This window comes from Micromonospora sp. NPDC047756, from assembly GCF_055587245.1.
Genome location: NZ_JBVJGQ010000001.1, coordinates 510,046 through 530,842, shown reverse-complemented (window position 1 = coordinate 530,842; position 20,797 = coordinate 510,046). Strand labels below are relative to the sequence as shown.

The following is a 20,797-nucleotide window of genomic DNA, read 5'->3' as shown; positions in this document are numbered from 1 at the left end:
CCGACCGACCGATGTGACACCGGCAGAGCGGCGTGAGCCGCACCCGTAAGACATGACAGAGGGTGGCGGCCCGCACGGACCGCCACCCTCCAATGAGTACGCCTACCGTCAGTCCTCGTCGGACTTCGTACCGCTCATCCCCGAGGAGATCAGGTCCATCACCGAGGAGTCCTGCAACGTGGTCACGTCGCCCAGGGAGCGGTTCTCCGCCACGTCCCGCAGCAACCGTCGCATGATCTTGCCGGAGCGGGTCTTCGGCAGCTCCGGCACCAGCATGATCTGCCGCGGCTTGGCGATCGGCCCGAGCGTCTTCGCCACGTGGTTGCGCAGGTCGGCGATGAGCTGCTCACCCGCCTCGCCGGCGATCTCCGTGCTGCCCCGCGGAATGGCGAACGCGACGATCGCCTGACCGGTGGTCGGGTCGGTCGCGCCGACGACCGCCGCCTCGGCCACCGACGGGTGCGACACCAGCGCCGACTCCACCTCGGTCGTCGAGATGTTGTGCCCGGACACCAACATCACGTCGTCCACCCGGCCGAGCAGCCAGATGTGCCCGTCGTCGTCCTTCTTCGCGCCGTCGCCGGCGAAGTACATGCCCTGGAAACGCGACCAGTACGTGTCGATGAACCGGTCGTCGTCACCCCAGATGGTGCGCAGCATCGACGGCCACGGCTCGCGCAGTACCAGGTAGCCGCCACCGCCGTTCGGCACCGACTGGCCCTGGTCGTCCACCACGTCGGCCACGATGCCCGGCAGCGGCGTCATCGCCGAGCCCGGCTTGGCCGCGGTCACCCCCGGCAACGGCGAGATCATGATGGCGCCCGTCTCGGTCTGCCACCAGGTGTCCACCACCGGCAGTTCACCCCGGCCGATGTGCTGCCTGTACCACATCCAGGCCTCCGGGTTGATCGGCTCGCCGACGCTGCCCAACAGGCGCAGCGACGACAGGTCGTAGCCCGCCGGGAGGTCGTCGCCCCACTTCATCATCGTCCGGATCAGGGTGGGAGCGGTGTAGAGGATGCTCACCCCGTACTTGTCGACGATCTCCCAGAACCGGCCCTTGTGCGGCGTGTCCGGGGTGCCCTCGTACATCACCTGGGTGGCGCCGTTGGAGAGCGGGCCGTAGACGATGTAGGAGTGCCCGGTGACCCAGCCGATGTCGGCCGTGCACCAGTAGACGTCCGTCTCCGGCTTCAGGTCGAACACCGCGTGCGTGGTGTACGACGCCTGGGTGAGGTAGCCGCCGGTGGTGTGCAGGATGCCCTTCGGGCGGGCGGTGGTGCCGCTGGTGTAGAGGATGAACAGCGGGTGCTCGGCGTCGAACGGCTGGGCGGTGTGCTCGGCCGAGGCGGTCTCCACCGTCTCGTGCCACCAGTGGTCCTTCTCCGACCACGCCACGTCCTCGCCGGTGCGGCGGACCACGAGCACGTGCTCCACCGACGGGGAGTTCGCCACCGCCTCGTCCACGGTGGGCTTCAACGCCGACGGCTTGCCCCGCCGGTAACCACCGTCCGCGGTGATCACCACCTTGGCGCTGGCGTCCTGGATCCGGTTGCTCAACGAGTCGGCGGAGAAGCCACCGAAGACCACACTGTGCGCGGCGCCGATCCGGGCGCAGGCCAACATCGCCACCGCCGCCTCCGGGATCATCGGCAGGTAGATCGCCACCCGGTCGCCGGCGGTCACCCCCAGGTCGGTGAGCGCGTTCGCCGCCCGGCAGGTCAGCTCGTGCAGATCCGCGTACGTGATGGTGCGGGTGTCGCCCGGCTCGCCCTCCCAGTGGATCGCGACCTTGTCGCCCCGGCCCGCCTCGACGTGCCGATCCAGGCAGTTGTACGCGACGTTGAGCTGCCCACCCACGAACCACTTCGCGAACGGCGGGTTCGACCAGTCGAGCACCTCATCCCACTTCTTCGACCAGGCCAGCCGATCGGCCTGCTTCGCCCAGAAGGCCAGCCGGTCGGCCTCAGCCTCGGCATACGCGTCGACGGTGACGTTGGCGTGCGCGGCGAGTTCGGCCGGCGGGGGGAACTGGCGCGTCTCGTTCAGCAGATTGGCCAATGCCTCGCTCATGCCGTGACTCCTCATCCTCGGGGTGACCTGGGTCTCGATGGCACGAGGGTAGTCGCGGGGCCTGCGACCGGCCACGGCTGCCCACCGCCTCGCGCCGAGCGGCCCCCGGCGCGCGCCCGGCGGCCCGTCCCACCCGTCCCCGCCGTCCGGGACCCCTTGATCAATACGGTTTCCGTGCCGGCTGCCTTGATCAACACGGTTTCATGGAAATCGCGGTGTCCCGGCCAGGCGGACACCCCGACTTCAGCGAACCCGTGTGGGAACTGCCGCGGTGATTCGGCGATGCGACCGCGCCGTTGCGGGCGGCGTGCGGTCCGTCGTGCCGGCCGGGTGGTCCGGGTTGCGGTGCGGGCGGGGTGCGGTCCGTCGTGCCGGCCGGGTGGTCCGGGTCGCGTTGCGGGCGGGTGCGGCCCGTCGTGCCGGGCCGGGTCGTTAGCGTGACGGGGTGACCACCGACCCGCTCGCCCCGTTGCTCGCGCTCGCCGACATCGCCGCCGCCGTCGAGCAGGCCCGCGCGCGGTTCGACCAGGCGCTCGGGCACCGGGCGCTGCGCCGGCACGGCGGACAGGTCGCCGCCGAGGTCAGCCTGCGCTCCGCTGTCGCCAGCGCGGCCCTTGAGGGGGCCGGGCACGAGCGTGAGGCGGTTCGGGCCGGCACCGTCACGGACCCGGTGCTCCAGGGAGCGCTGCGGGTCGCTGGAGCGCTGCCGGGCCTGAGCGAGCTGTGGCCGAAGGCGCCCCGCCAGGCGCTCGCGAAGCTGCACGTGCTCGCCGCACGGGATCTGGTGCCGGAGGCCGAACTGGGCCGCCCGGTCGCCGACCCGGTGGTCGCCACCCGACTGGACGGGCTGGCCGGTCTCGTCGCCGGCGGCACCAAGGTCTCCCCGTTGGTGCTCGCCGCCGTCGTACACGGGGAGTTGTTGAACCTGCGCCCGTTCGCCGGGCCGTCCGGCGTGGTGGCCCGGGGGGCGGCCCGGCTGGTGCTGCTCGCCAGTGGCCTCGACCCGCGTGGCCTGCTCGCCGTCGACGTCGGGCACCGCGAGCGGGAACCCGAGTACGTCGGCGCGGCCGGTGCCTTCGCCACCGGCACCCCGGACGGGCTGCGCTCCTGGCTACGGCATTACCTGGCTGCCGTCGAGGTCGCCGCCGACCAGCTCACCGCCATCGGAGACGAGATCCTCGCCGCCGCCTGAGCAGCGATCGACCAAGCCGCCGCGGATCGGTCAGACCGCGCTCCCGCGACCCTGCCGCGTCGATCATGGAATTGTGGTGCCCCGCAGAAGGTGCCAATCACCCGATTCCGACCACCACAACTCCATGATCGACGCCGAGGGGTGGGGTGGGGTGGTGGGGCGTTAGGCGGTGGTGGCGGCTCGGGTTCGGCGGTGGCGGCCGTACCAGGCGATGCCGATGGCCACACCCACCCCGACCCCCAGAGCCGCCGCGGCCACCGGGACGGCGGGCCGTTCCCGCAACCGCCGGCCCAGCGGGATCGGGTGGCGGAACTCCAGCACCGGCCACGCGTTCTCCGAAGCCAGCTTGCGCAGCTGCCGGTCCGGGTTGACCACACTCGGGTGGCCCACGCACTCCAACAGCGGGCGATCACTGTACGAGTCGGAATAGGCGTAGGAATCAGCCAGGTCGTAGTCCCGGGCCGCGGCCAGCTCGGTGACCGCCTCGACCTTGCTCGGGCCCGCCGCGTAGAACTCGACCTCGCCGCTGTACCGGCCGTCCTCCACCGTCATCCGGGTCGCGATCACATCGGTCACACCGAGCAGCTCTCCGATCGGCCGGACCATCTCCTCGCCGGACGCCGACACCAGCACCACGTCCCGCCCGGCCGCCTGGTGCTCCACGATCAGGGCGGCGGCCTCGGCGTACACGTAGGGGTTGATCAGCTCGTGCAGCGTCTCCGCGACGATCTGGCGGACCTGCTCCACCTGCCAGCCCTTGCAGAGCGCAGCCAGGTAGTCCCGTGTTCGGGCCATGGTCTGCTCGTCGGTGCCGCCCAGCCGGAACATCAGCTGCGCGTACGCCGACTTGACCACATCACGCCGGGTGATCAGCCCGTCCCGGTAGAACGGCCGACCGAACGCCAGGGCGCTCGACTTGGCGATGACGGTCTTGTCCAGATCGAAGAAAGCGGCACTTCGGCCCACGGCGCGAAAGTCTAGCCGGATGGTCTATCGTCGGCGGGTGCCCGGGGTCATGCCACCCCTCAGACCTGCGGGCCCTCCGCTTCACGTGATCACGCTCACACTCTGCGAGGAGAATTTCGCAGTGAGTGGAGGCAGCACCACTCGACGTGACGGGCCCGCTCAGGCAAACTTGTCCGTACGACGAGCTTTCACATCCCCGAAACAGGCAGACCCTCAGCGGTTGCACCCCCCGTGACCGCTGAGTGGTTCGGCTCGACCCCCCCGGAGCCGAACCTCCGACGACCCCCGTCTCCCCCCGACGGGGGTCGTCCCTTTTCCGTGGGAGCGCGCCACCCGATACCGCTCGGCACCATGAGGCTCGCTCCGTGTCTCGGAAGCAGGGCTGCTGCTCGGTCCATGTCTCTGTCCCACGTCGTCGCGGGCCGTGCGACCGTCGCCTGGCGTGTAGCTTCCCAGCGGGACGAGCTGAGGAGGAACGCGTGGCTGCTGGTGGCTTCTCGTCGAAACGGCTGGCCCGGGTGCGGGGGTTTCTTGAGCACCACGTCGAGTCCGGCTTCGTCCCGGGCATGGTGGTCGTCCTCGCCCGGCACGGTGAGGTGCGCATCGAGGCGGTGGGTCAGCTCGCGTTCGAGGGCCCCGGGTCGCAGACACCGATGGCGGCCGACACCATTTGCCGCCTGGGCTCGATGTCGAAGCCGATCGTCGCCGCGTGTGCGATGACCCTCGTCGAGGACTGCACCCTCCGCCTCGACGACCCGGTCGACGATCTTCTCCCCGAGTTGGCGGACATGCGAGTGCTCGCCGATCCCCACGGCCCGCTGCACGATACCGTCCCGGCGGAACGCCCGATAACGCTGCGGGACGTCCTGGACGGCACCATTGGCACCGGCATGGTCCCCGCCGAGCCGGGCACGGTGCCGATCGCCGACGCGTTGGACGCACTCGAATACTCGTCGCCGGACGTGTGGATCCGGCAGCTCGGCGACCTTCCGCTCGTCCACCAGCCGGGCGAGCGCTGGATGTACGACACCGCCGCCAACGTGACCGGCGTGCTCATCGCCCGGGCCACCGGCATGTCCTTCGGGGATGCGATCCGTGAGCGGGTCTGCAAGCCACTGGGGATGGTCGACACCGGCTTCAACGTGGGTGGGGAGAGCATCGGCCGGTTCGCCACGGCGTACGAGCAGGACAACGCCGCCACCGGCGAGCCGGTGGTCGAGGACGGTCCCGACGGGCGGTTCAGTCGACCGCGGATGTTCGAGTCCGGTGGTGGCGGGCTCGTCTCGACCGCCCAGGACTACCTCGCCTTCGCCTCGGCGCTGCTCTCCGGCGGTGCCCACGGCGACGAACGGGTGCTGTCGCGGCCTGCGGTGACGCTGATGACGAGCGACCACCTGACCGCGAACCAGAAGGCACTCTCCGGGTTCTGGCCCGGCTACTTCGACGCGATCGGCTGGGGTTTCGGAATGTCGGTCCGGACCCGCCGCACGCACCTCGGGCCCTCGGTCGGCAGCTACGGATGGCCCGGCTTCTACGGCACGGCCTGGTACAACGACCCCGCCGAGGACCTGGCGGCGATCGTGTTCATGCAGCGGGCACACGCGGGCGACCAGCGGCTGCCGATGTGGCACGACTTCTGGACCACCGTCTACCAGGCGCTCGACGACTGACCGCAGCGTTCGTTGCCCGGTGGGCGGCAGCCGCCTGAGGCCGCGCGGCAATCCCGGCGGGGCCGCTCCTTTCGGGAGCGGCCCCGCTGTTTTCCCGCATCGGCCGTAGCTGCGGCGATGCCCGCGCCGATAGCAGATCAACTGTCTCGGCGGGGGTTTTCCACAGGCCACCAGGTTGTCCACAGGTGACGACATCGGGACGGCTCGTGCGGCGGATTCCGAGCAGGGTCGGCGGCATACCAGAGCCCGACCGCTGGAGGCCGCGATGCCACCCCGTACCACGGTTCCGCCGATCCGCCGGCTCCCGCTGGTCGTCACCAGCGACGACGACCTGCTCGATGATGTGCTCCGGCTCGCCGCTGTCGGCGGCACGGAGGTGGAACTCGTCCGCGACCCGGCGGCAGCCCGCACCCGGTGGCTTCCCGCGCCCCTGGTGCTGCTCGGCGCCGACCAGGCGCAGGCCTGTCTGCGCGCCCGGTTGCCGCAGCGCGCCCGGCTGGTGCTGCTCGGCCGGGCTGGTCAGCTCGACCCCGGCTGGCAGCTCGCCGAGCTGATCGGGGCCGAGCACGTCGCCACGCTGCCGGCCGCGGAGCCGTGGTTGGTGGATCGGTTCGCCGAACATCATCCGGATCGTCCGGCCGGCGTCGGCGCCCGTGTCGTCGCGGTCCTCGGTGGTCGGGGCGGTGCGGGCGCGAGTGTGTTCGCCGGTGGTCTGGCGGTTACCGCCGCTCGGGCCCGGTTGCGCACCCTTCTGGTCGACGCCGACCCGCTCGGTGGTGGCCTCGACCTCGTGCTGGGTTGGGAGCAGTTGGAAGGCCTGCGCTGGCCGTCGCTCACCAGCGCCGACGGACGGGTGGACGCCCCGGCGCTGGTGCAGGCCCTGCCCAGCCGGGGTGACCTCGTGGTGCTCTCCTGGGACCGCGGCGAGATGCTGCCGCTGCCGGTGTCGGCGATGGCGGCGACAGTGGACGCGGCCCGGCGTGGGCGGGACTTCGTGGTGATCGACCTGCCCCGACAGCTGGACGATGCGGCTGTGGTGGCGCTGCAAGCCGCCGACCAGGCGTTCGTCGTCGTGCCGGCCGAGTTGCGGGCCACCGCGGCGGCCACTCGGGTGGTGGCTGCGGCCGCCCCGCACTGCGCCGCGCTCTCGGTGGTGGTGCGCGGGCCCGCACCCGGGCGGTTGCGAGCGTCCGAGGTGGCACGTGCGCTGGGCCTCCCCTTGGCCGGCACGTTGCGGCCCGAGCCGGAACTCTGCCGTCGGCTGGAACGGGGCGAGGCTCCGGCCGCCGGAGGCAAGGGCCCACTGGCCGTGCTCTGCCAACGGATCGTCACCGACCTCACCGGCGCGCCGGCCACGGGTGCGGCATGACCGCCGGGCCGGAGGACGGCACGCTCGCCGCCCGGGTACGGCAGCGGATCGCCGCCGCCACCACCCCGGTCACCGCGGCTGCCATCGTCTCCGCGGTACGGGCCGAACCCGCCGCCGCAGTGCTCGGCGACACCGCCATGCTGCGGATCGCCGACCGCGTGCGAGACGACCTCGTCGGCGCCGGGCCGTTGGCGCCGCTGCTCGCCGACCCGGAGGTCACCGACGTCCTCGTCAACGGCGTCCGGGTCTGGGTCGACCGCGGGTCGGGGCTGCACCAGGTCGCCGTCCCGATGGGCTCGGTGGAGGACGTCCGTCGATTGGCGCAGCGGCTGATCGCCAGCGCGGGGCGGCGGCTCGACGACGGCTCGCCGTACGCGGACGCGCGGCTTCCCGACGGCACCCGACTGCACGCCGTGCTGCCGCCGGTGGCGACCGAAGGTCCGTACCTCTCGCTGCGGACCTTCCGGCACCGGCCGTTCACGCTCGACGAGCTGGTGCACCAGGGGACCGTGCCGCGACCGCTGGCACCTCTGCTCGCTGCCGTCGTGGCGGCCCGGCTGGCGTACCTGGTGACCGGGGGCACCGGGTCGGGCAAGACGACCCTGCTCAACACCCTGCTGGGCATGGTGCCGACCACCGAACGGATCGTGCTGGTGGAGGACGCCGCCGAGCTGCGTCCGGGCCATCCGCACGTGGTGGGGCTCCAGGCGCGAACCGCCAATGTGGAGGGTACGGGCGTGGTCAGCCTGGCGGATCTGGTCCGGCAGGCGTTGCGGATGCGCCCGGACCGGCTGGTGGTCGGTGAGTGCCGCGGCGGTGAGGTGGTCGACCTGCTGGCCGCGCTCAACACCGGCCATGACGGAGGCGCGGGCACCCTGCACGCCAACACTCCGTCGGACGTGCCGGCCCGGTTGGAGGCCCTCGGCATGTTGGGTGGGCTGCCTCGCCCGGCGCTGCACGCCCAGGTGGCCGCCGCGTTGCAGGTGCTGTTCCAGGTGCGACGCAGCGACCGGGGTCGCGTCCTGGAGTCGGTCTGCCTGCTGCTGCCCGACGGGCCCGACCGCTTGGTGACGGTGGTGCCCGCCTGGGTGCGCGGCAGCGGACTCGGGCTTGCCGCCCGTGCCCTCGGGGCTCTGCTGCGGGAGCGCGGGGTGGCGGTGCCACCCATCCTCAGCGAACCATGGCCCGGCTCGGCGGGTCCGGCATGACCGCCGAGACGATGCTGGTTGCGGCGCTGCTCCTGATCGCCGCTGCCCTGGTGGCGTGGCCCGTGCGGAGCATTCGGTCCCGTCGCCGTCGCGTACTGGCACCGGAGCGCATGTCCGGCCATGTTGATCCCGATGACGCCCTGGTGCAGTGGATCAGGGAACTCGGTCGCACGCCGGACGGGCCGGTCGACGGCCCCGGACCTGCCCCAACCGGGGGTCATCCGGTCGGCATCGCGGGCGAGTCGGGTGCCACTGCGGGTGCCAACGAGAGACGGACGGCACTCGGCTGGCCCGACCGGGACGTCACCCGCAGCCCGAGGTGGCCGGGAGCGGCAGACGGGTTCACACGCCCGGAGGGGCCGACGCGCCCACCGGCCCGGCGGGATCCCCGACGCCCGACCAGCACCGCCCGCCCGGCAGTGGCCTGCACGACGCTTGATGCCGAGCGACAGCCGGACGGGTCGGCGGCCACGATCACGATCGGTGCCAGCGGCGTCGACACGGCCGGTCGGCACGACGTCTCCGGCCCGGCGACCGCAGACGGGCACGGCGACCTGGACACCGGCTGTCGAGGCAGCGCGTCCGCCGGGGCGGCGTCCGACGGGTGCGCGATCGTCGAGTGCCGCGCCCACGGGAGCGTCGGCGCGACCGGAAGACGGTCGAGCACGCCTCCGTCGGTGCGCATCTCGCGATCGACGACCCGCGTGCTGCCGGTGGTCGGTCTGCTCGGCGGCGGTGTGGGTGCCGCGGTTGGCGGTCCGGTGGCCGCGGTCGCGATGGCCGGGTACGGCACGCTGGCCGTGCGCGCCGCGCTGCGTTGGCGAGTGAACCGGAGCGCCGAGCGGGACAGGCGAGTTGGGCTGGACCAGCTCTGCGGCCTCGCGGCGGACCTGCGGGCCGGGCTCCCCGTTCCACCCGCGCTCGACGTGACGGCCGCCGGGGGTGACGGGGGGAGCCGCCTACGTCAGCTGACCTCGGCGGCGGTGCGGTTGGCCGATCGGACCGGTGCGCCGCTGGCGGAGCTTCTGGAGCGGATCGAGGCGGATGCTCGGGCCACCGACCGGGGTCTGGCCGCAGCGGCGGCCCAGGCGGCGGGTGCCCGGGCCACGGCCTGGCTGCTGGCGGCCCTGCCGGTTGGGGGGATCGGGTTGGGGTACGGCATCGGCGTCGACCCCCTGGCGGTGCTCCTGCACAGCACTGTCGGCGGTGCCAGCGCGATTGTCGCGGTCGCCCTTCAGGTCGTGGGTCTCCTCTGGGCGGAACGGCTGGGCGCGGCGCCGGGGCGGGCAGGGTGACCGCCCGGGGCCCAGCCGGGCGGCGACCGGACGTGATCCGGCTCGCGGCGGTGCTGGCGGGGATCGCCGTGGCCGTCGTCGTCGAAGGCTGGCTCGGGTTGCTCGGCGCTCTCCCGGCCGCGTTCCTGCTCGATGTCCTGTTGCGGCGGATCGAGTCGCCCGCCGTGCGTCGGCGGCGGCAACAGGAGGCCGCCGACCTGCCGCTCGCCGCGGACCTGCTGGCCGCGGCGATGCGGGCGGGCGCTCCGGTGGATCGCTCGGTACTGGCCGTCGCCGAGGCACTGGACGGGCCGCTCGCCGGCCGGTTGGCCCGGGTCGGCCGCACGCTGCTGCTCGGTGGCGGCCCGGCGGAGGCATGGTCCGCGCTGGACGCAGTGCCCGGCGCGGAGCGCCTGACCGCAGCGGCGTTGCGCTCGGCAAACAGTGGTGCCGCCCTGGCCGGCGCACTGACCCGGCTCGCCGACGACCTGCGCGCCGACCGGGCCACCGCCGCCGAGGCATCGGCCCGCCGGGCGGGTGTGCTCATCGTCCTGCCGCTGGGGCTCTGCTTCCTGCCGGCATTCATTCTCGCCGGCCTCGTGCCGGTGATCGTCGCCGTTCTCGGCGACGTGCTCTGACCCCATCGAGAAGGGAAACAGTCATGCGCAAACTCATCGCCCGCCTGCGCGGCGATGCCGGAATGAACACGGCCGAGTACGCCGTGGGCACCCTCGCCGCGGTCGCCTTCGCCGGGATCCTGCTGAAGGTGCTGACCTCCGGCAACGTCCAGTCGGCACTGACCGCCGTCATCGACCGGGCACTGAAGTGATCGAGCGCCGGCAGGCTGGCCGCGATCCAGGTTCGAGGGTTCCCGGGCTGGCGACACGCGGCGGGCGGACACTTAGCGTCCTCCCGCGGCCCGTCGGCGGGGACCGGGGGTCCTTCACCGCCGAACTGGCGGCCGGCCTGCCGGCGCTGCTCCTGCTCCTGCTGGCCGGCCTGACCGCTGTCAACGCCGTCAGCGCGCAGGCGGGTTGCCTGCACGCGGCCCGGGAGGCAGCGCTCGCCGCCGCCCGGGGCGCGGACGGCGGCGCGGACGGTGACAGCGCGGCACCGCCGGGCGCGACGGTCTCAGTGTCCGTCGACGGCGGCCGGGTGCGGGCGACGGTACGGGCACCCGTGCGGACGCTGGGCGGCCGACTACCGCGGATCACCGTGGTCGCCACCGCGGTCGCCGCCGTCGAACCGGGCGCGCACGGGGGGAGTTGGTAGTGCGAAGAGATCCATCACCCCGTGCCGGTCACCCACCGGCCTCCGGGGAGTACGTCGCTGGACGGCCGGACCGGCAGCGAGGTGGAGCGACGGTCCTGCTGCTGGCGATAGGGCTCGTCTTCGTGGTGTTCGGTACGTTCGGCGCCGCCATCGTCGCCGCTGGAACGGCGGGCCAGCGGGCGGCGGTGGCAGCCGACCTCGGCGCGCTGGCCGGGGCGGCGCGGGCGCTGGACGGCGACGCCGCGGCCTGCGCGACGGCATCCGACCTCGCCGGGCGCAACGAGGGCCGGCTGGTCGGCTGTCACCTCGACGGGATGGACGTGTTGGTGACGGTCGAGGTGGCGTTCACGCCACTACCCGGCCTGACCCGGGTGGCTACGGCGAGCGCCCGCGCCGGCCCGGTACGTGGTTGAGCCCTGTGACTCAGCCGCACAGCGGCGTCTCTGCTCACCATTGCCGCAGTGCCGGACGCAGCGACAGGAGGGCATGGCCGGTGGCTTTGTCGGGTCGCCGGCCGGCACTCCGCCTCGGCTCGACCGCCTCCCCTCCTGGAGCTGGCAGGCCGCCGTCGACTGACCCGCGTGGAACAGGCCCCGGGGCACTCCTGGGATCGGTGGGCGCTACGGAGCTGAATCGTTCACGACGCCAGGCGTGATGCGTTTACGACATCAGCTCCAAAGGGGGAGCGGACTACATCCGGGGGCAGGGGCCGGGTCACCAACGCCCTGCTGCCCGGTGGCGCGGTCCAAGGGCCTTTCGCCCAAGGGTGCTGCCGTCCAACGGTCTACCGCCAGCGAGTCAGGGCGCCTGCGGCCCGCCGGCCGGGACTGGTTGAGGTCCAGGTCCCGGCCGGCAGCCGAGGATTGGGTGGCCGCGACGGCGACCGTGCGGGGTCGCCGCGCCGCCATGGCCCAGGCCGGCTGTGTCAGCGGGCCTGGAGCGCGTCGAGGGCGACGGCCATCGCGATGACCAGGCGACGGTCGATCTGCGGGTGCTGCACCTCGACGACGTACTTGTCGCGCAGGCCCCACTTCTTGACCACGGTGAAGACCGGCTGACCGCCAGCGGTGAAGTCGAAGTGGTACGGCAACCAGGACAGCGAGTCGACGAATCGACGCAGCAGTGCCACCGGCATGCTCCGCTCCTGGCCCGTCACCTGCGGCAGACCGGCCTGCTCGACGTGCCAGGTGGAGCGCAGCAGCGACTGGGCGAAGTCCTTGCGGAACAGGCCGATCGGGTTGCCGGCCGCGTCCGTGACGTCGTACGTGGCGCCGAGGTCGATGCGCTGGCGGGCCTTGAAGCCGAGCAGAGGCTGCTGCTTGGAGTCATCCGTGTAGATGGTCACCTGCTCCTTGAAGGCGAGCCGCTTCTGCTGCGCGAACGCCAGCAGCTCACCCTCGGTGCCATCGGCGGCGACCGCCCGGACCTCGTACTGGTTGACCATCATGCGCAGTCGTTGGCGGATGTGGAACTGGTGCTGGCCCTGCACGTTGTCGAGCTGCATGTGTACTCCTCCGGGGATTGGTGCGCCGGAGTCTCGCACAGCCCGACGACCGTCGCGCCCCCTGCCGCCCATGATCAGTAGCTGCTGGGTAGCCGTCGAGGTCGCCGGACGACTACCCAGCACGAAAGTGGTCACTGGTGCCCTGGCAGGACCACTCCGGAGGACCTCAGCGACTGTCGACGGAGTTCGCGGCCCGCAGCGCCCAGGTGTTCAGCACCTGGTGGATGCCGCGCAGCCGCTCGTTGATCTGTTCCAGCCGTTCCGCCTGAGCCAGGGCGGCCAGTGCCGACCCCAGCGCGATCTGCTGGTCGAGGGTGAGATTGTCCTGGTCGATGGTGTAGAGCAGGTCGACGGTTTCGGCGATGGTGTCGGCCACGGCTTCTCCTCGGGCACGGGGGCGGTCGGCAACATGGGCATCGATGGAAGCGCTCCCACACCATTGTGCCCCGTGCCATGCCGATTCATGCAAGCCGCTCAGTCCGGCAGGTTCGCCAACACCACGTCGAGCACCCGGATCGCGTCCGGCTTGGAGAGGGGGTTGTTGCCGTTGCCGCATTTCGGTGACTGCACGCAGGACGGGCAACCGGCCTCACAGCCGCACTCCGCGATGGCGTCCCGGGTGGCCCGCAGCCACTCCGCCGCCGTCCCGTATGCCCGCTCGGCGAACCCGGCCCCACCCGGATGCCCGTCGTAGACGAAGACGGTCGGCGCTTCGGTGTCGGGGTGCAGGGCGGTGGAGAGCCCACCGATGTCCCACCGGTCGCAGGTGGCCATCAGCGGCAGCAGGCCGATCGCGGCGTGTTCGGCGGCGTGCAGCGCACCCGGCACGTCGGCCGGCTGGACCCCGGCGAGGGCCAACGACTGCGGCGACAGGGTGAACCAGACCGCCACCGTGCGAAGCTCCCGGGCGGGCAGGTCGAGTGGCCGGGTGTCGATCACCTCGCCGGTGGCGATCCGCCGCCGCTGGTACGACACCACCTGACTGGTCACATCCACCTCGCCCAGGAACATGCCCACCGGGCCGGCGTCCACGTAGGAGCGCACCGACACCACCGACAGGTCGGTGACGTCGCGGGCGTGGGTGGACCAGTCCGGTTCCTCGGCGCGTACCAGCGCGCAACCGTCGGCCAGGTCCAGCTGGTCGACCACGTACGAGACGCCCTGGTGCAGATAGACCGCGCCGGAGTGCAGCAGGAAGTGCGACGACCCGCCGTCGACAGTGCCGAGCAGCCGGCCCGTCGACGACTCCACCACGGCGACCGGGGCACCGCCCTCGCCGCGCAGGTCCACCTCTGGCCGCTCCCGGTGCCGCCAGTACCAACCGGTGGGCCGCTGCCGTAGCGCCCCCGCCGCGACCAGCTCGTCGACCGCCTCCTTCGCCCCCTCGCCGAAGAGCGCCAGATCGGCAGGTGTGAGCGGTGCCTCCACCGCGGCGCAGGCCAGCTGCGGTGCCAGCACGTACGGGTTGGCCGGGTCGAGCACCGTCGCCTCGACCGGCGCGCCGAAGATCGCCTCCGGGTGGTGCACCAGGTAGGTGTCGAGGGGATCGTCCCGGGCCACCAGCACGGCGAGGGCCTCCTGCCCGGAACGCCCGGCGCGGCCCGCCTGCTGCCACAGCGACGCCCGGGTGCCCGGGTAGCCGCAGATCAGCACCGCGTCGAGCCCGACCAGGTCCACGCCCAGCTCCAGCGCGTTGGTGGAGGCCAGGCCGAGCAGGTCGCCGTGCAACAGCGCCCGTTCCAGCTCGCGCCGCTCCTCCCGCAGGTAGCCGCCCCGGTAGGCGGCCACCCGGTCGCCGAGCCCCGGAACCGCGTCGTCCAGCGCTCGACGCGCATTGGTGGCCACCACCTCGGCGCCCTTACGGGAGCGGACGAAGGCGAGGGTGCGTACCCCCTCGGCGACCGTGTCGGCGAGCAGGTCCGCGGTCTCGCGCAGCGCCGACCGGCGGACCTGGTGGAGCTCGTCGTGTTCGCCCGTCGCCTGTGGCGGCACCGGCGTGGAGGCCGACGAGTCGGGTGGCAGCAGCGGCGGTTCCCAGAGCGCGAAGGTCACCCCACCACGGGGGGAGGCGTCCTCGGTGACCGCCGTCACCGGCAGCCCGGTCAGCCGCCCGGCCGCGGTGGCCGGGTCACCGGAGGTCGCCGAGGCGAGCACGAACACCGGGGTGGCTCCGAACCGGGCGCACTGCCGGCGCAGCCGACGCAGCACGTGCGCGACGTGCGAGCCGAACACCCCCCGGTACGTGTGGCACTCGTCGATCACCACGTACGCGAGTCGGCGCAGGAAGCCGGACCACTGGGCGTGCCCGGGCAGGATGCCGTGGTGCAGCATGTCCGGGTTGGTCAGCACGAACCGGGAGTGCCGCCGGATCCACTCCCGCTCGGTGCGCGGAGTGTCCCCGTCGTAGCAGGCGGGGCGTACCCCTTCCAGCTCCAGCGCGGAGACGGCGCGCAACTGGTCCGCGGCGAGGGCCTTGGTCGGCGCCAGGTAGAGCACCGTGGCCCGGGGGTCGGCCAGCAGGGTGGCCAGGGCGGGCAGTTGGTACGCCAGTGACTTGCCGGACGCGGTGCCGGTGGCGACGACCACGTGCTGGCCCTCGTACGCCAGGTTGGCCGCCTCGGCCTGGTGCTGCCACGGCGCGACCACGCCACGTCGGGCGAACGCCGCGCGCAACTCCGCCGGTGCCCAGGACGGCCACGGCGCGGGCACCCCGGCGCGGGCCGGTACCCGCTCGACGTGGGTGACCGGGTCGACGGCGCCTCGGGCGCGTAGCCGGCGCAGCAGGTCGGCGGGCGCTGGCCCGGTGCCGGGACCAGCGGATACGGTGGCCGCGGACGACGACTCCAGGTCGTGGCGCGGCGTGCCGCGCGCGGAGCTGAAGTCGTTGGAGGTCACGCCCTGCACTCTCGCACTGGTGTTCGGAGATGAAAAGTCGGACACCGGGGTAAGGGGAAGCCTCCGCTGGCGTCCGCAGGCCGCCCCGGCGGTAGTGGTTAGATGCCCACGAGAGTTTACGGCTCTGGCGAGGAGGACCGATGGAGCTGTCACTGGCGACCCGCACCGTGGGCGAGCACACGGTGCTCGAGGTCGGTGGTGAGGTGGACGTCTACACCGCGCCCCGGCTCCGTGAGCGACTCCTCGAACTGATCGACGGTGGCGCCCGTCACGTGGTGGTGGACCTCGGTCGGGTGGACTTCCTCGACTCGACCGGGCTGGGGGTGCTGGTCGGCGCGCTCAAGCGGCTCCGCTCGGCCGGCGGTTCGTTCGCGCTGGTCTGCGACAAGGAGCCACTGCTCAAGATCTTCCGGATCACCGCGCTGGACCAGGTGTTTCCGCTGCACCCGACGGTCGACGCGGCGGTCAGCGCCGACTCGGCGGGCGCCGGCGCGTGATGGCGACAGTCAAGCTCTCCTTCTCGCCCGCTCCGGTGCACGTGCGCACCGCCCGCCTGGTCGGCGTCGCCGTCGCCCGGCGGGCCGGGGTGCGGGAGGACCTGCTGGACGAGGTGCGCCTGGCCATCGGTGAGGCGTGCACCCGCGCGGTGGCCCTGCACCGGCAGTACGGCCTGGCCGACCCGGTGCTGGTCGAGATGTCCGACGGTGGCTCGTACGCCGTGCGGGTGGTGGACCGGGCGCCCATCGAGGCGGGTATCGGTCTGACCGCGCTGCCGCCGGACGAGCTGGCCAACGAGTCGCTGACCGATGAGGCGCTCACCACCGGCGTCGGCTTCGCGCTGCTCGCCGGTTTCGTCGAGGACCTCCAGGTGCGGCCGGTCGACGAGGGCATCGGCACCGAGGTGCGGATGGTGTGGCCGGTCGGCCGCTGACCCGGTTCCGCCGCGTAGGCCGCGTCCCCTGCTGGGGATGCGGCCTTCTTTGCATGGATGGGGCCCTATATCAGATTTAGTTTCATAACACAGCGACGAAGATCATCGCGACACGGTGCCACCTGGGTGTGACCTCCAACACTGTGGAGGGCTACAGTACCCGGGTTGTCAGCAAGTGACCTATCCCGCAGCCAGCGGGTATGGGTGTTCATCGCTGGTCCGCTGGTGGGTTGGCGCGCGCTTGCGAGTCCGCATCCAGGCGTCGGTCAGTGCGTCTCCACTCACCGGCGCGATTGTTCGGTAACAGGAGGACACAGATGTCCGAGACCTTGGCCGCCGACGGCGGCGGGCTTTCCCTTACCGGAAGCAATGTCACCTACGTCGTCATCGCCGCGGTCGTCGCGCTGGTGGCACTTGGTTTCGCTGCCGCCCTGACGAAAACGGTGCTGGCCGCTGGTAGGGGCACCGAAAAAATGCAGGAGATCTCGGGGGCGGTCCAGGAGGGCGCCTCGGCCTACCTGCTCCGACAGTTCCGCACCCTGGCGATCTTCGTCGTCGTCGCCGTCGTGCTGCTCTTCCTTCTTCCGGTGCACGACACCGACGGCAGTGAGCTGGCCGTGAAGATCGGCCGCTCGCTCTTCTTCGTGGTGGGCGCCCTGTTCAGCGCGTTCATCGGCGGTGCCGGCATGTGGCTGGCCACCCGCGCCAACCTGCGGGTGGCCGCCGCCGCACGGGAGCGGGTCGGTGGCCGCGAGGCGGCCATGAAGATCGCCTTCCGGACCGGCGGTGTCGTCGGCTTCCTCACCGTCGGCCTCGGCCTCTTCGGTGCGGCGCTGGTCGTCCTCGTCTACCGGGGTGACGCGCCCACGGTGCTGGAGGGCTTCGGCTTCGGCGCCGCCCTGCTCGCGATGTTCATGCGGGTCGGTGGCGGCATCTTCACCAAGGCCGCCGACGTCGGCGCCGACCTGGTCGGCAAGGTCGAGCAGGGCATCCCCGAGGATGACCCGCGCAACGCCGCCACCATCGCCGACAACGTGGGCGACAACGTCGGTGACTGCGCCGGCATGGCCGCCGACCTGTTCGAGTCGTACGCGGTCACGCTGGTCGCCGCGCTGATCCTCGGTCGCGCCGCCTTCGGCGAGCAGGGCCTGGTCTTCCCGCTGATCATCTCCACCATCGGCGTGCTGATCGCGATCGTCGGCGTCTTCATCACCCGCCTGCGCGCTTCCGACCGCAACGGCCTGACCGCGATCAACCGGGCCTTCTACCTGTCGGCTGTACTCTCCGCGGTGCTGGTGGCGATCGCCGCCTACGCGTACCTGCCGGCGACCTTCGGCGAGTTCGACAGTGGCCTCACCGACGCCAGCGGCAACCCGCGACTGGTGGCCATCGGCGCGGTCGTGATCGGCATCGTGCTGGCCGCCGCGATCCAGGCGCTGACCGGCTACTTCACCGAGACCAACAAGCGGCCGGTGCAGGACATCGGCAAGAGCTCGCAGACCGGTGCCGCCACCGTCATCCTCGCCGGCATCAGCATCGGTCTGGAGTCGGCGGTCTACTCGGCGGTGCTGATCGGCGCGGGCGTCTTCGGCGCGTTCCTGCTCGGCGGCAGCTCCATCACGCTGTCGCTGTTCGCGGTGGCGCTGGCCGGCACCGGGCTGCTCACCACCGTCGGCGTGATCGTCGCGATGGACACCTTCGGGCCGATCTCCGACAACGCCCAGGGCGTCGCCGAGATGTCCGGCGACATCGACGAGCACGGCGCGCGCACGCTGACCGAGCTGGACGCGGTCGGCAACACCACCAAGGCGATCACCAAGGGCATCGCGATCGCCACGGCGGTGCTCGCGGCGACCGCGCTGTTCGGCTCGTACACCGACACGCTCAGCAGCGCGTACGCGACGGCGGGCGTGGGTGACGTCGACAACGAGATCCTCAACGCGCTGAACGTGGCGAACCCGCGCAACCTGGTCGGCCTGATCATCGGCGCGGCGGTGGTCTTCCTCTTCTCCGGGCTGGCCATCAACGCGGTGTCCCGCTCGGCCGGGGCCGTGGTGATGGAGGTCCGCCGGCAGTTCCGTGAGCTGCCCGGCATCATGGACGGCACCCAGCGCCCGGAGTACGGCAAGGTCGTCGACATCTGCACCCGGGACGCGCAGCGCGAGCTGATGACCCCCGGTCTGCTGGCCATCCTGGCGCCGATCGCTGTCGGCTTCGGCCTCGGGCCCGGGGCGCTCGCGGCGTACCTGGCCGGTGCGATCGGTGCCGGCACCCTGATGGCGGTGTTCCTGTCCAACTCCGGTGGGGCCTGGGACAACGCCAAGAAGCTGGTCGAGGACGGCGCGTACGGCGGCAAGGGCTCCGAGTCGCACGCCGCCACGGTCATCGGTGACACCGTCGGTGACCCGTTCAAGGACACCGCCGGCCCGGCGATCAACCCGCTGATCAAGGTGATGAACCTGGTCTCGCTGCTGATCGCGCCCGCCGTGGTGGCCTGGAGCGTCGGCGACGACCGCAACGTCGGCCTGCGGATCGGCATCGCCCTGGTGGCGACGCTGATCATCGTGGCGTCGGTGGTGTTCAGCAAGCGCAAGGGCATCGCGATGTCCGACTCCGACGCCGACGGCAACACCGGCGCGGGCAGCACCGACCACCGGCCGGAGACGGTCAACGCCTGATCCAGTAACGGCCCGGGTCCCCGGTCGACGTGGCTTGTCGACCGGGGACCCCGGCCGTCCGGCCCGGTGCCACACCTGGCCAAAGGCCGTACGCTGCAACGCATGCGTACGTGCCGGGCGTCTGCCGCCGGAAAGCTCACGGTGGTCCTGGCCACGATCGTCGTTCTGGCCGGCTGCGGCGGGGGGCCCAGCCCACGGGCCTGGGCGGCCTCGGTCTGCGGCGCCCTCACCCCGTGGCGCTCCGAGATCAACAAGCTGACCAGCAGCACCGACGAGCAGATGACCGCGCAGACCACGCCGGCGCAGGCCAAGGAGAACCTGGTGCGGCTCTTCGACGGGGCGGAGCAGGCCAGCGAGGCCGCGCGCCGCAAGGTGGAGAAGGCGGGCATCCCGGAGGCGGAGAACGGCGAGGCCATCTCCGCGGGTTTCCGCACCTCCCTGGGGAAGATGCGGGACGCGTACGGCCGTGCCCGGGACACCATCGACGGCCTGGGCACCGGCGAGGCGACGGCGTTCTACGACGGCGTGCGGGCCGCCGTGGAGACCCTCAACAAGGAGTACGACGCCGGCGCGCTGGACACCAGCAAGCTCAACTCCGAGGAGTTGAAACAGGCATTCGACGAGGTGCCGGAGTGTCGCTGAGCGGGCTCGGTGACACCGGGAAGGCACAGCCGCCCCCGGCGCTGTTCCCCGCGCCCGAGTCCGACACGCCCACTCCCGGGCGACGCCGTGGCGGCGCGCCGCAGGACCGCTCGTCGCCCGACGTTCGCAACGGCCCGACCCAGAGCGACGACGCGGACCGGCAACTTGTCTTCTTCGGCGCGGACGCGGCCGAACCGACCGTCGCCGACCTGGCCGGGCTGCTGGCCGGGCCGGCCGAGGTGGTCCGGATGGGCGGCACCGCCCGGCTCTCGGTGCAGGTGGACGCCGCCTGGCGGGTGCACGTGCTCGTCGCCGAGTTGGCGTCGCGGGGGTTGGCGGCGAGCTGGGAGCCGACCGAGGGCGCGGGACACGCCGTCCGTACGTCGTACACCCGGGTCTTGAAGCCGCTGGCGGCCGCCTGGCTGCAGGGTACGACGAAGCGCCCGCCGGCCGCGTTCCACCTGACCGGTCGGCGGTTGCGGCTGTGGCTCGCCGCCGCCGGGACGCCGGAGCCTCCGGACTGCTTCCTGTTGCGCCTGGGCGTCGACGACCAGGAGTGTTGGGAGCCGATCGGTGTGGCGCTCGCCTCGGCGGGGCTGGCCGGGACGCTGCTCGGCCCGGGTGAGGGTGGCCCGGCGTACCGGATCACCGGCCGCCGCCGGTTGGCGCGGCTCGCCGAGCTGGTCGGCGGGCCGCCGCCCGCAACGCCACCCGAAGCCTGGCCGACCTGACCCACCCTCATCGCGTCGATCATGGAGTTGTGCTGGTGGACGTATTGCTCGTCGGGGGCTAAAACGCCCACCATAAGTCCATGATCGGCGCGGTGGGGCGGCGGCTTGGGACGGTGTGGCCGGGTGTCTGGTGCCGGACAGACGGCGGGTCGATCCAGGCGGAAAACGGGTGGGTCGTGGGCCCACCATCGTCACAGTGACCCGCTTCGAGCCCTACCCACGGTGTACGGTGGCGCCGTCCGGCAGTGCCGAGCGCGGCGGAGTGGCGTCGACAGCCGCGTCGAAGCGGTTTGCGGCCCGCGAAACCCGAAACGCGGGCGGCGCGTTACGTTGGACATCCGGACCGCCGGTGCGACGGCGGGGTCGAAAGCGGTCGCTGTCCGGGCGCCGGC

General features: G+C 72.2%; 19 protein-coding genes. 14 read left to right on the top strand and 5 right to left on the bottom strand.

From position 1 onward, the window contains the following. Window positions 1–108: 108 nt before the first annotated feature. Window positions 109–2,073 (bottom strand): acetate--CoA ligase, encoded by a 1,965-nt coding sequence (gene acs, locus ACZ6NZ_RS02475; RefSeq protein WP_465855110.1) that lies wholly within the window; start codon window positions 2,071–2,073, stop codon window positions 109–111. 445 nt (window positions 2,074–2,518) lie between these two features. Between acs and ACZ6NZ_RS02470 the strand changes: the two genes are divergently transcribed. Then, a complete protein-coding gene (locus tag ACZ6NZ_RS02470) occupies window positions 2,519–3,265 on the top strand; it encodes a Fic family protein (RefSeq protein ID WP_357223728.1) in 747 nt (248 codons plus the stop codon). Window positions 3,266–3,427: 162 nt separating this feature from the next. On the opposite strand, the gene ACZ6NZ_RS02465 is transcribed toward ACZ6NZ_RS02470, so the two are convergent. Further along, window positions 3,428–4,231 (bottom strand): HAD family hydrolase, encoded by an 804-nt coding sequence (locus ACZ6NZ_RS02465; protein WP_355004872.1) that lies wholly within the window; start codon window positions 4,229–4,231, stop codon window positions 3,428–3,430. Window positions 4,232–4,710: 479 nt separating this feature from the next. Between ACZ6NZ_RS02465 and ACZ6NZ_RS02460 the strand changes: the two genes are divergently transcribed. The 8 genes from ACZ6NZ_RS02460 to ACZ6NZ_RS02425 all read left to right on the top strand — a co-directional run bounded on the left by ACZ6NZ_RS02460 (window position 4,711) and on the right by ACZ6NZ_RS02425 (window position 11,437). Beyond that, entirely contained in the window at window positions 4,711–5,901 is a 1,191-nt protein-coding gene (locus ACZ6NZ_RS02460; protein WP_465855109.1) for a serine hydrolase domain-containing protein, read from the top strand. Between the two features lie 265 nt (window positions 5,902–6,166). Further along, a complete protein-coding gene (ssd, locus tag ACZ6NZ_RS02455) occupies window positions 6,167–7,270 on the top strand; it encodes a septum site-determining protein Ssd (protein WP_465855107.1) in 1,104 nt (367 codons plus the stop codon). Then, a complete protein-coding gene (locus ACZ6NZ_RS02450) occupies window positions 7,267–8,478 on the top strand; it encodes a TadA family conjugal transfer-associated ATPase (RefSeq protein WP_465855106.1) in 1,212 nt (403 codons plus the stop codon). Before ssd ends, ACZ6NZ_RS02450 begins: the two co-directional genes overlap by 4 nt. Further along, on the top strand, window positions 8,451–9,773 hold the full coding sequence (locus ACZ6NZ_RS02445) for a type II secretion system F family protein (protein ID WP_465855104.1): 1,323 nt from the start codon (window positions 8,451–8,453) through the stop codon (window positions 9,771–9,773). The genes ACZ6NZ_RS02450 and ACZ6NZ_RS02445 overlap by 28 nt, the downstream gene beginning before the upstream one ends. Beyond that, window positions 9,770–10,390: a type II secretion system F family protein gene (locus ACZ6NZ_RS02440; RefSeq protein ID WP_366605779.1), complete on the top strand. Its 621-nt coding sequence runs from the start codon at window positions 9,770–9,772 to the stop codon at window positions 10,388–10,390. Before ACZ6NZ_RS02445 ends, ACZ6NZ_RS02440 begins: the two co-directional genes overlap by 4 nt. A 23-nt stretch (window positions 10,391–10,413) precedes the next feature. Further along, window positions 10,414–10,581 carry a DUF4244 domain-containing protein gene (locus tag ACZ6NZ_RS02435; RefSeq protein WP_081883916.1) on the top strand — a complete coding sequence of 56 codons (168 nt, stop codon included), beginning with the start codon at window positions 10,414–10,416 and terminating at the stop codon, window positions 10,579–10,581. A 47-nt stretch (window positions 10,582–10,628) separates the two neighbouring features. Continuing rightward, window positions 10,629–11,024 (top strand): TadE family type IV pilus minor pilin, encoded by a 396-nt coding sequence (locus tag ACZ6NZ_RS02430; protein ID WP_465855910.1) that lies wholly within the window; start codon window positions 10,629–10,631, stop codon window positions 11,022–11,024. Next, complete coding sequence (locus ACZ6NZ_RS02425; RefSeq protein WP_465855101.1) at window positions 11,024–11,437, top strand: Rv3654c family TadE-like protein; 414 nt, start codon at window positions 11,024–11,026, stop codon at window positions 11,435–11,437. Before ACZ6NZ_RS02430 ends, ACZ6NZ_RS02425 begins: the two co-directional genes overlap by 1 nt. 512 nt (window positions 11,438–11,949) lie before the next feature. Here the strand turns inward: ACZ6NZ_RS02425 and ACZ6NZ_RS02420 are convergent. The 3 genes from ACZ6NZ_RS02420 to ACZ6NZ_RS02410 all read right to left on the bottom strand — a co-directional run bounded on the left by ACZ6NZ_RS02420 (window position 11,950) and on the right by ACZ6NZ_RS02410 (window position 15,375). Further along, window positions 11,950–12,528: an LURP-one-related family protein gene (locus ACZ6NZ_RS02420; protein ID WP_465855099.1), complete on the bottom strand. Its 579-nt coding sequence runs from the start codon at window positions 12,526–12,528 to the stop codon at window positions 11,950–11,952. A 166-nt stretch (window positions 12,529–12,694) separates the two neighbouring features. After that, entirely contained in the window at window positions 12,695–12,904 is a 210-nt protein-coding gene (locus ACZ6NZ_RS02415; protein ID WP_357223754.1) for a hypothetical protein, read from the bottom strand. A gap of 98 nt (window positions 12,905–13,002) precedes the next feature. Next, window positions 13,003–15,375, bottom strand: coding sequence for a DEAD/DEAH box helicase (locus ACZ6NZ_RS02410; RefSeq protein ID WP_465855908.1), 2,373 nt, complete (start codon window positions 15,373–15,375; stop codon window positions 13,003–13,005). 188 nt (window positions 15,376–15,563) lie between these two features. On the opposite strand from ACZ6NZ_RS02410, the gene ACZ6NZ_RS02405 reads away from it, so the two are divergent. From ACZ6NZ_RS02405 to ACZ6NZ_RS02385, 5 genes are all read left to right on the top strand, one after another. Continuing rightward, window positions 15,564–15,920 carry an STAS domain-containing protein gene (locus ACZ6NZ_RS02405; RefSeq protein WP_030334225.1) on the top strand — a complete coding sequence of 119 codons (357 nt, stop codon included), beginning with the start codon at window positions 15,564–15,566 and terminating at the stop codon, window positions 15,918–15,920. After that, complete coding sequence (locus tag ACZ6NZ_RS02400) at window positions 15,917–16,354, top strand: ATP-binding protein (RefSeq protein WP_030334228.1); 438 nt, start codon at window positions 15,917–15,919, stop codon at window positions 16,352–16,354. Before ACZ6NZ_RS02405 ends, ACZ6NZ_RS02400 begins: the two co-directional genes overlap by 4 nt. A gap of 317 nt (window positions 16,355–16,671) precedes the next feature. Then, entirely contained in the window at window positions 16,672–19,032 is a 2,361-nt protein-coding gene (locus tag ACZ6NZ_RS02395; protein ID WP_465855096.1) for a sodium-translocating pyrophosphatase, read from the top strand. Between the two features lie 102 nt (window positions 19,033–19,134). Then, the gene (locus ACZ6NZ_RS02390) at window positions 19,135–19,674 is read left to right on the top strand and encodes a hypothetical protein (protein WP_366605770.1); all 540 of its coding nucleotides are present in this window, start codon (window positions 19,135–19,137) and stop codon (window positions 19,672–19,674) included. Next, window positions 19,665–20,405, top strand: coding sequence for a hypothetical protein (locus tag ACZ6NZ_RS02385; RefSeq protein WP_465855094.1), 741 nt, complete (start codon window positions 19,665–19,667; stop codon window positions 20,403–20,405). Before ACZ6NZ_RS02390 ends, ACZ6NZ_RS02385 begins: the two co-directional genes overlap by 10 nt. Window positions 20,406–20,797: the final 392 nt, after the last annotated feature.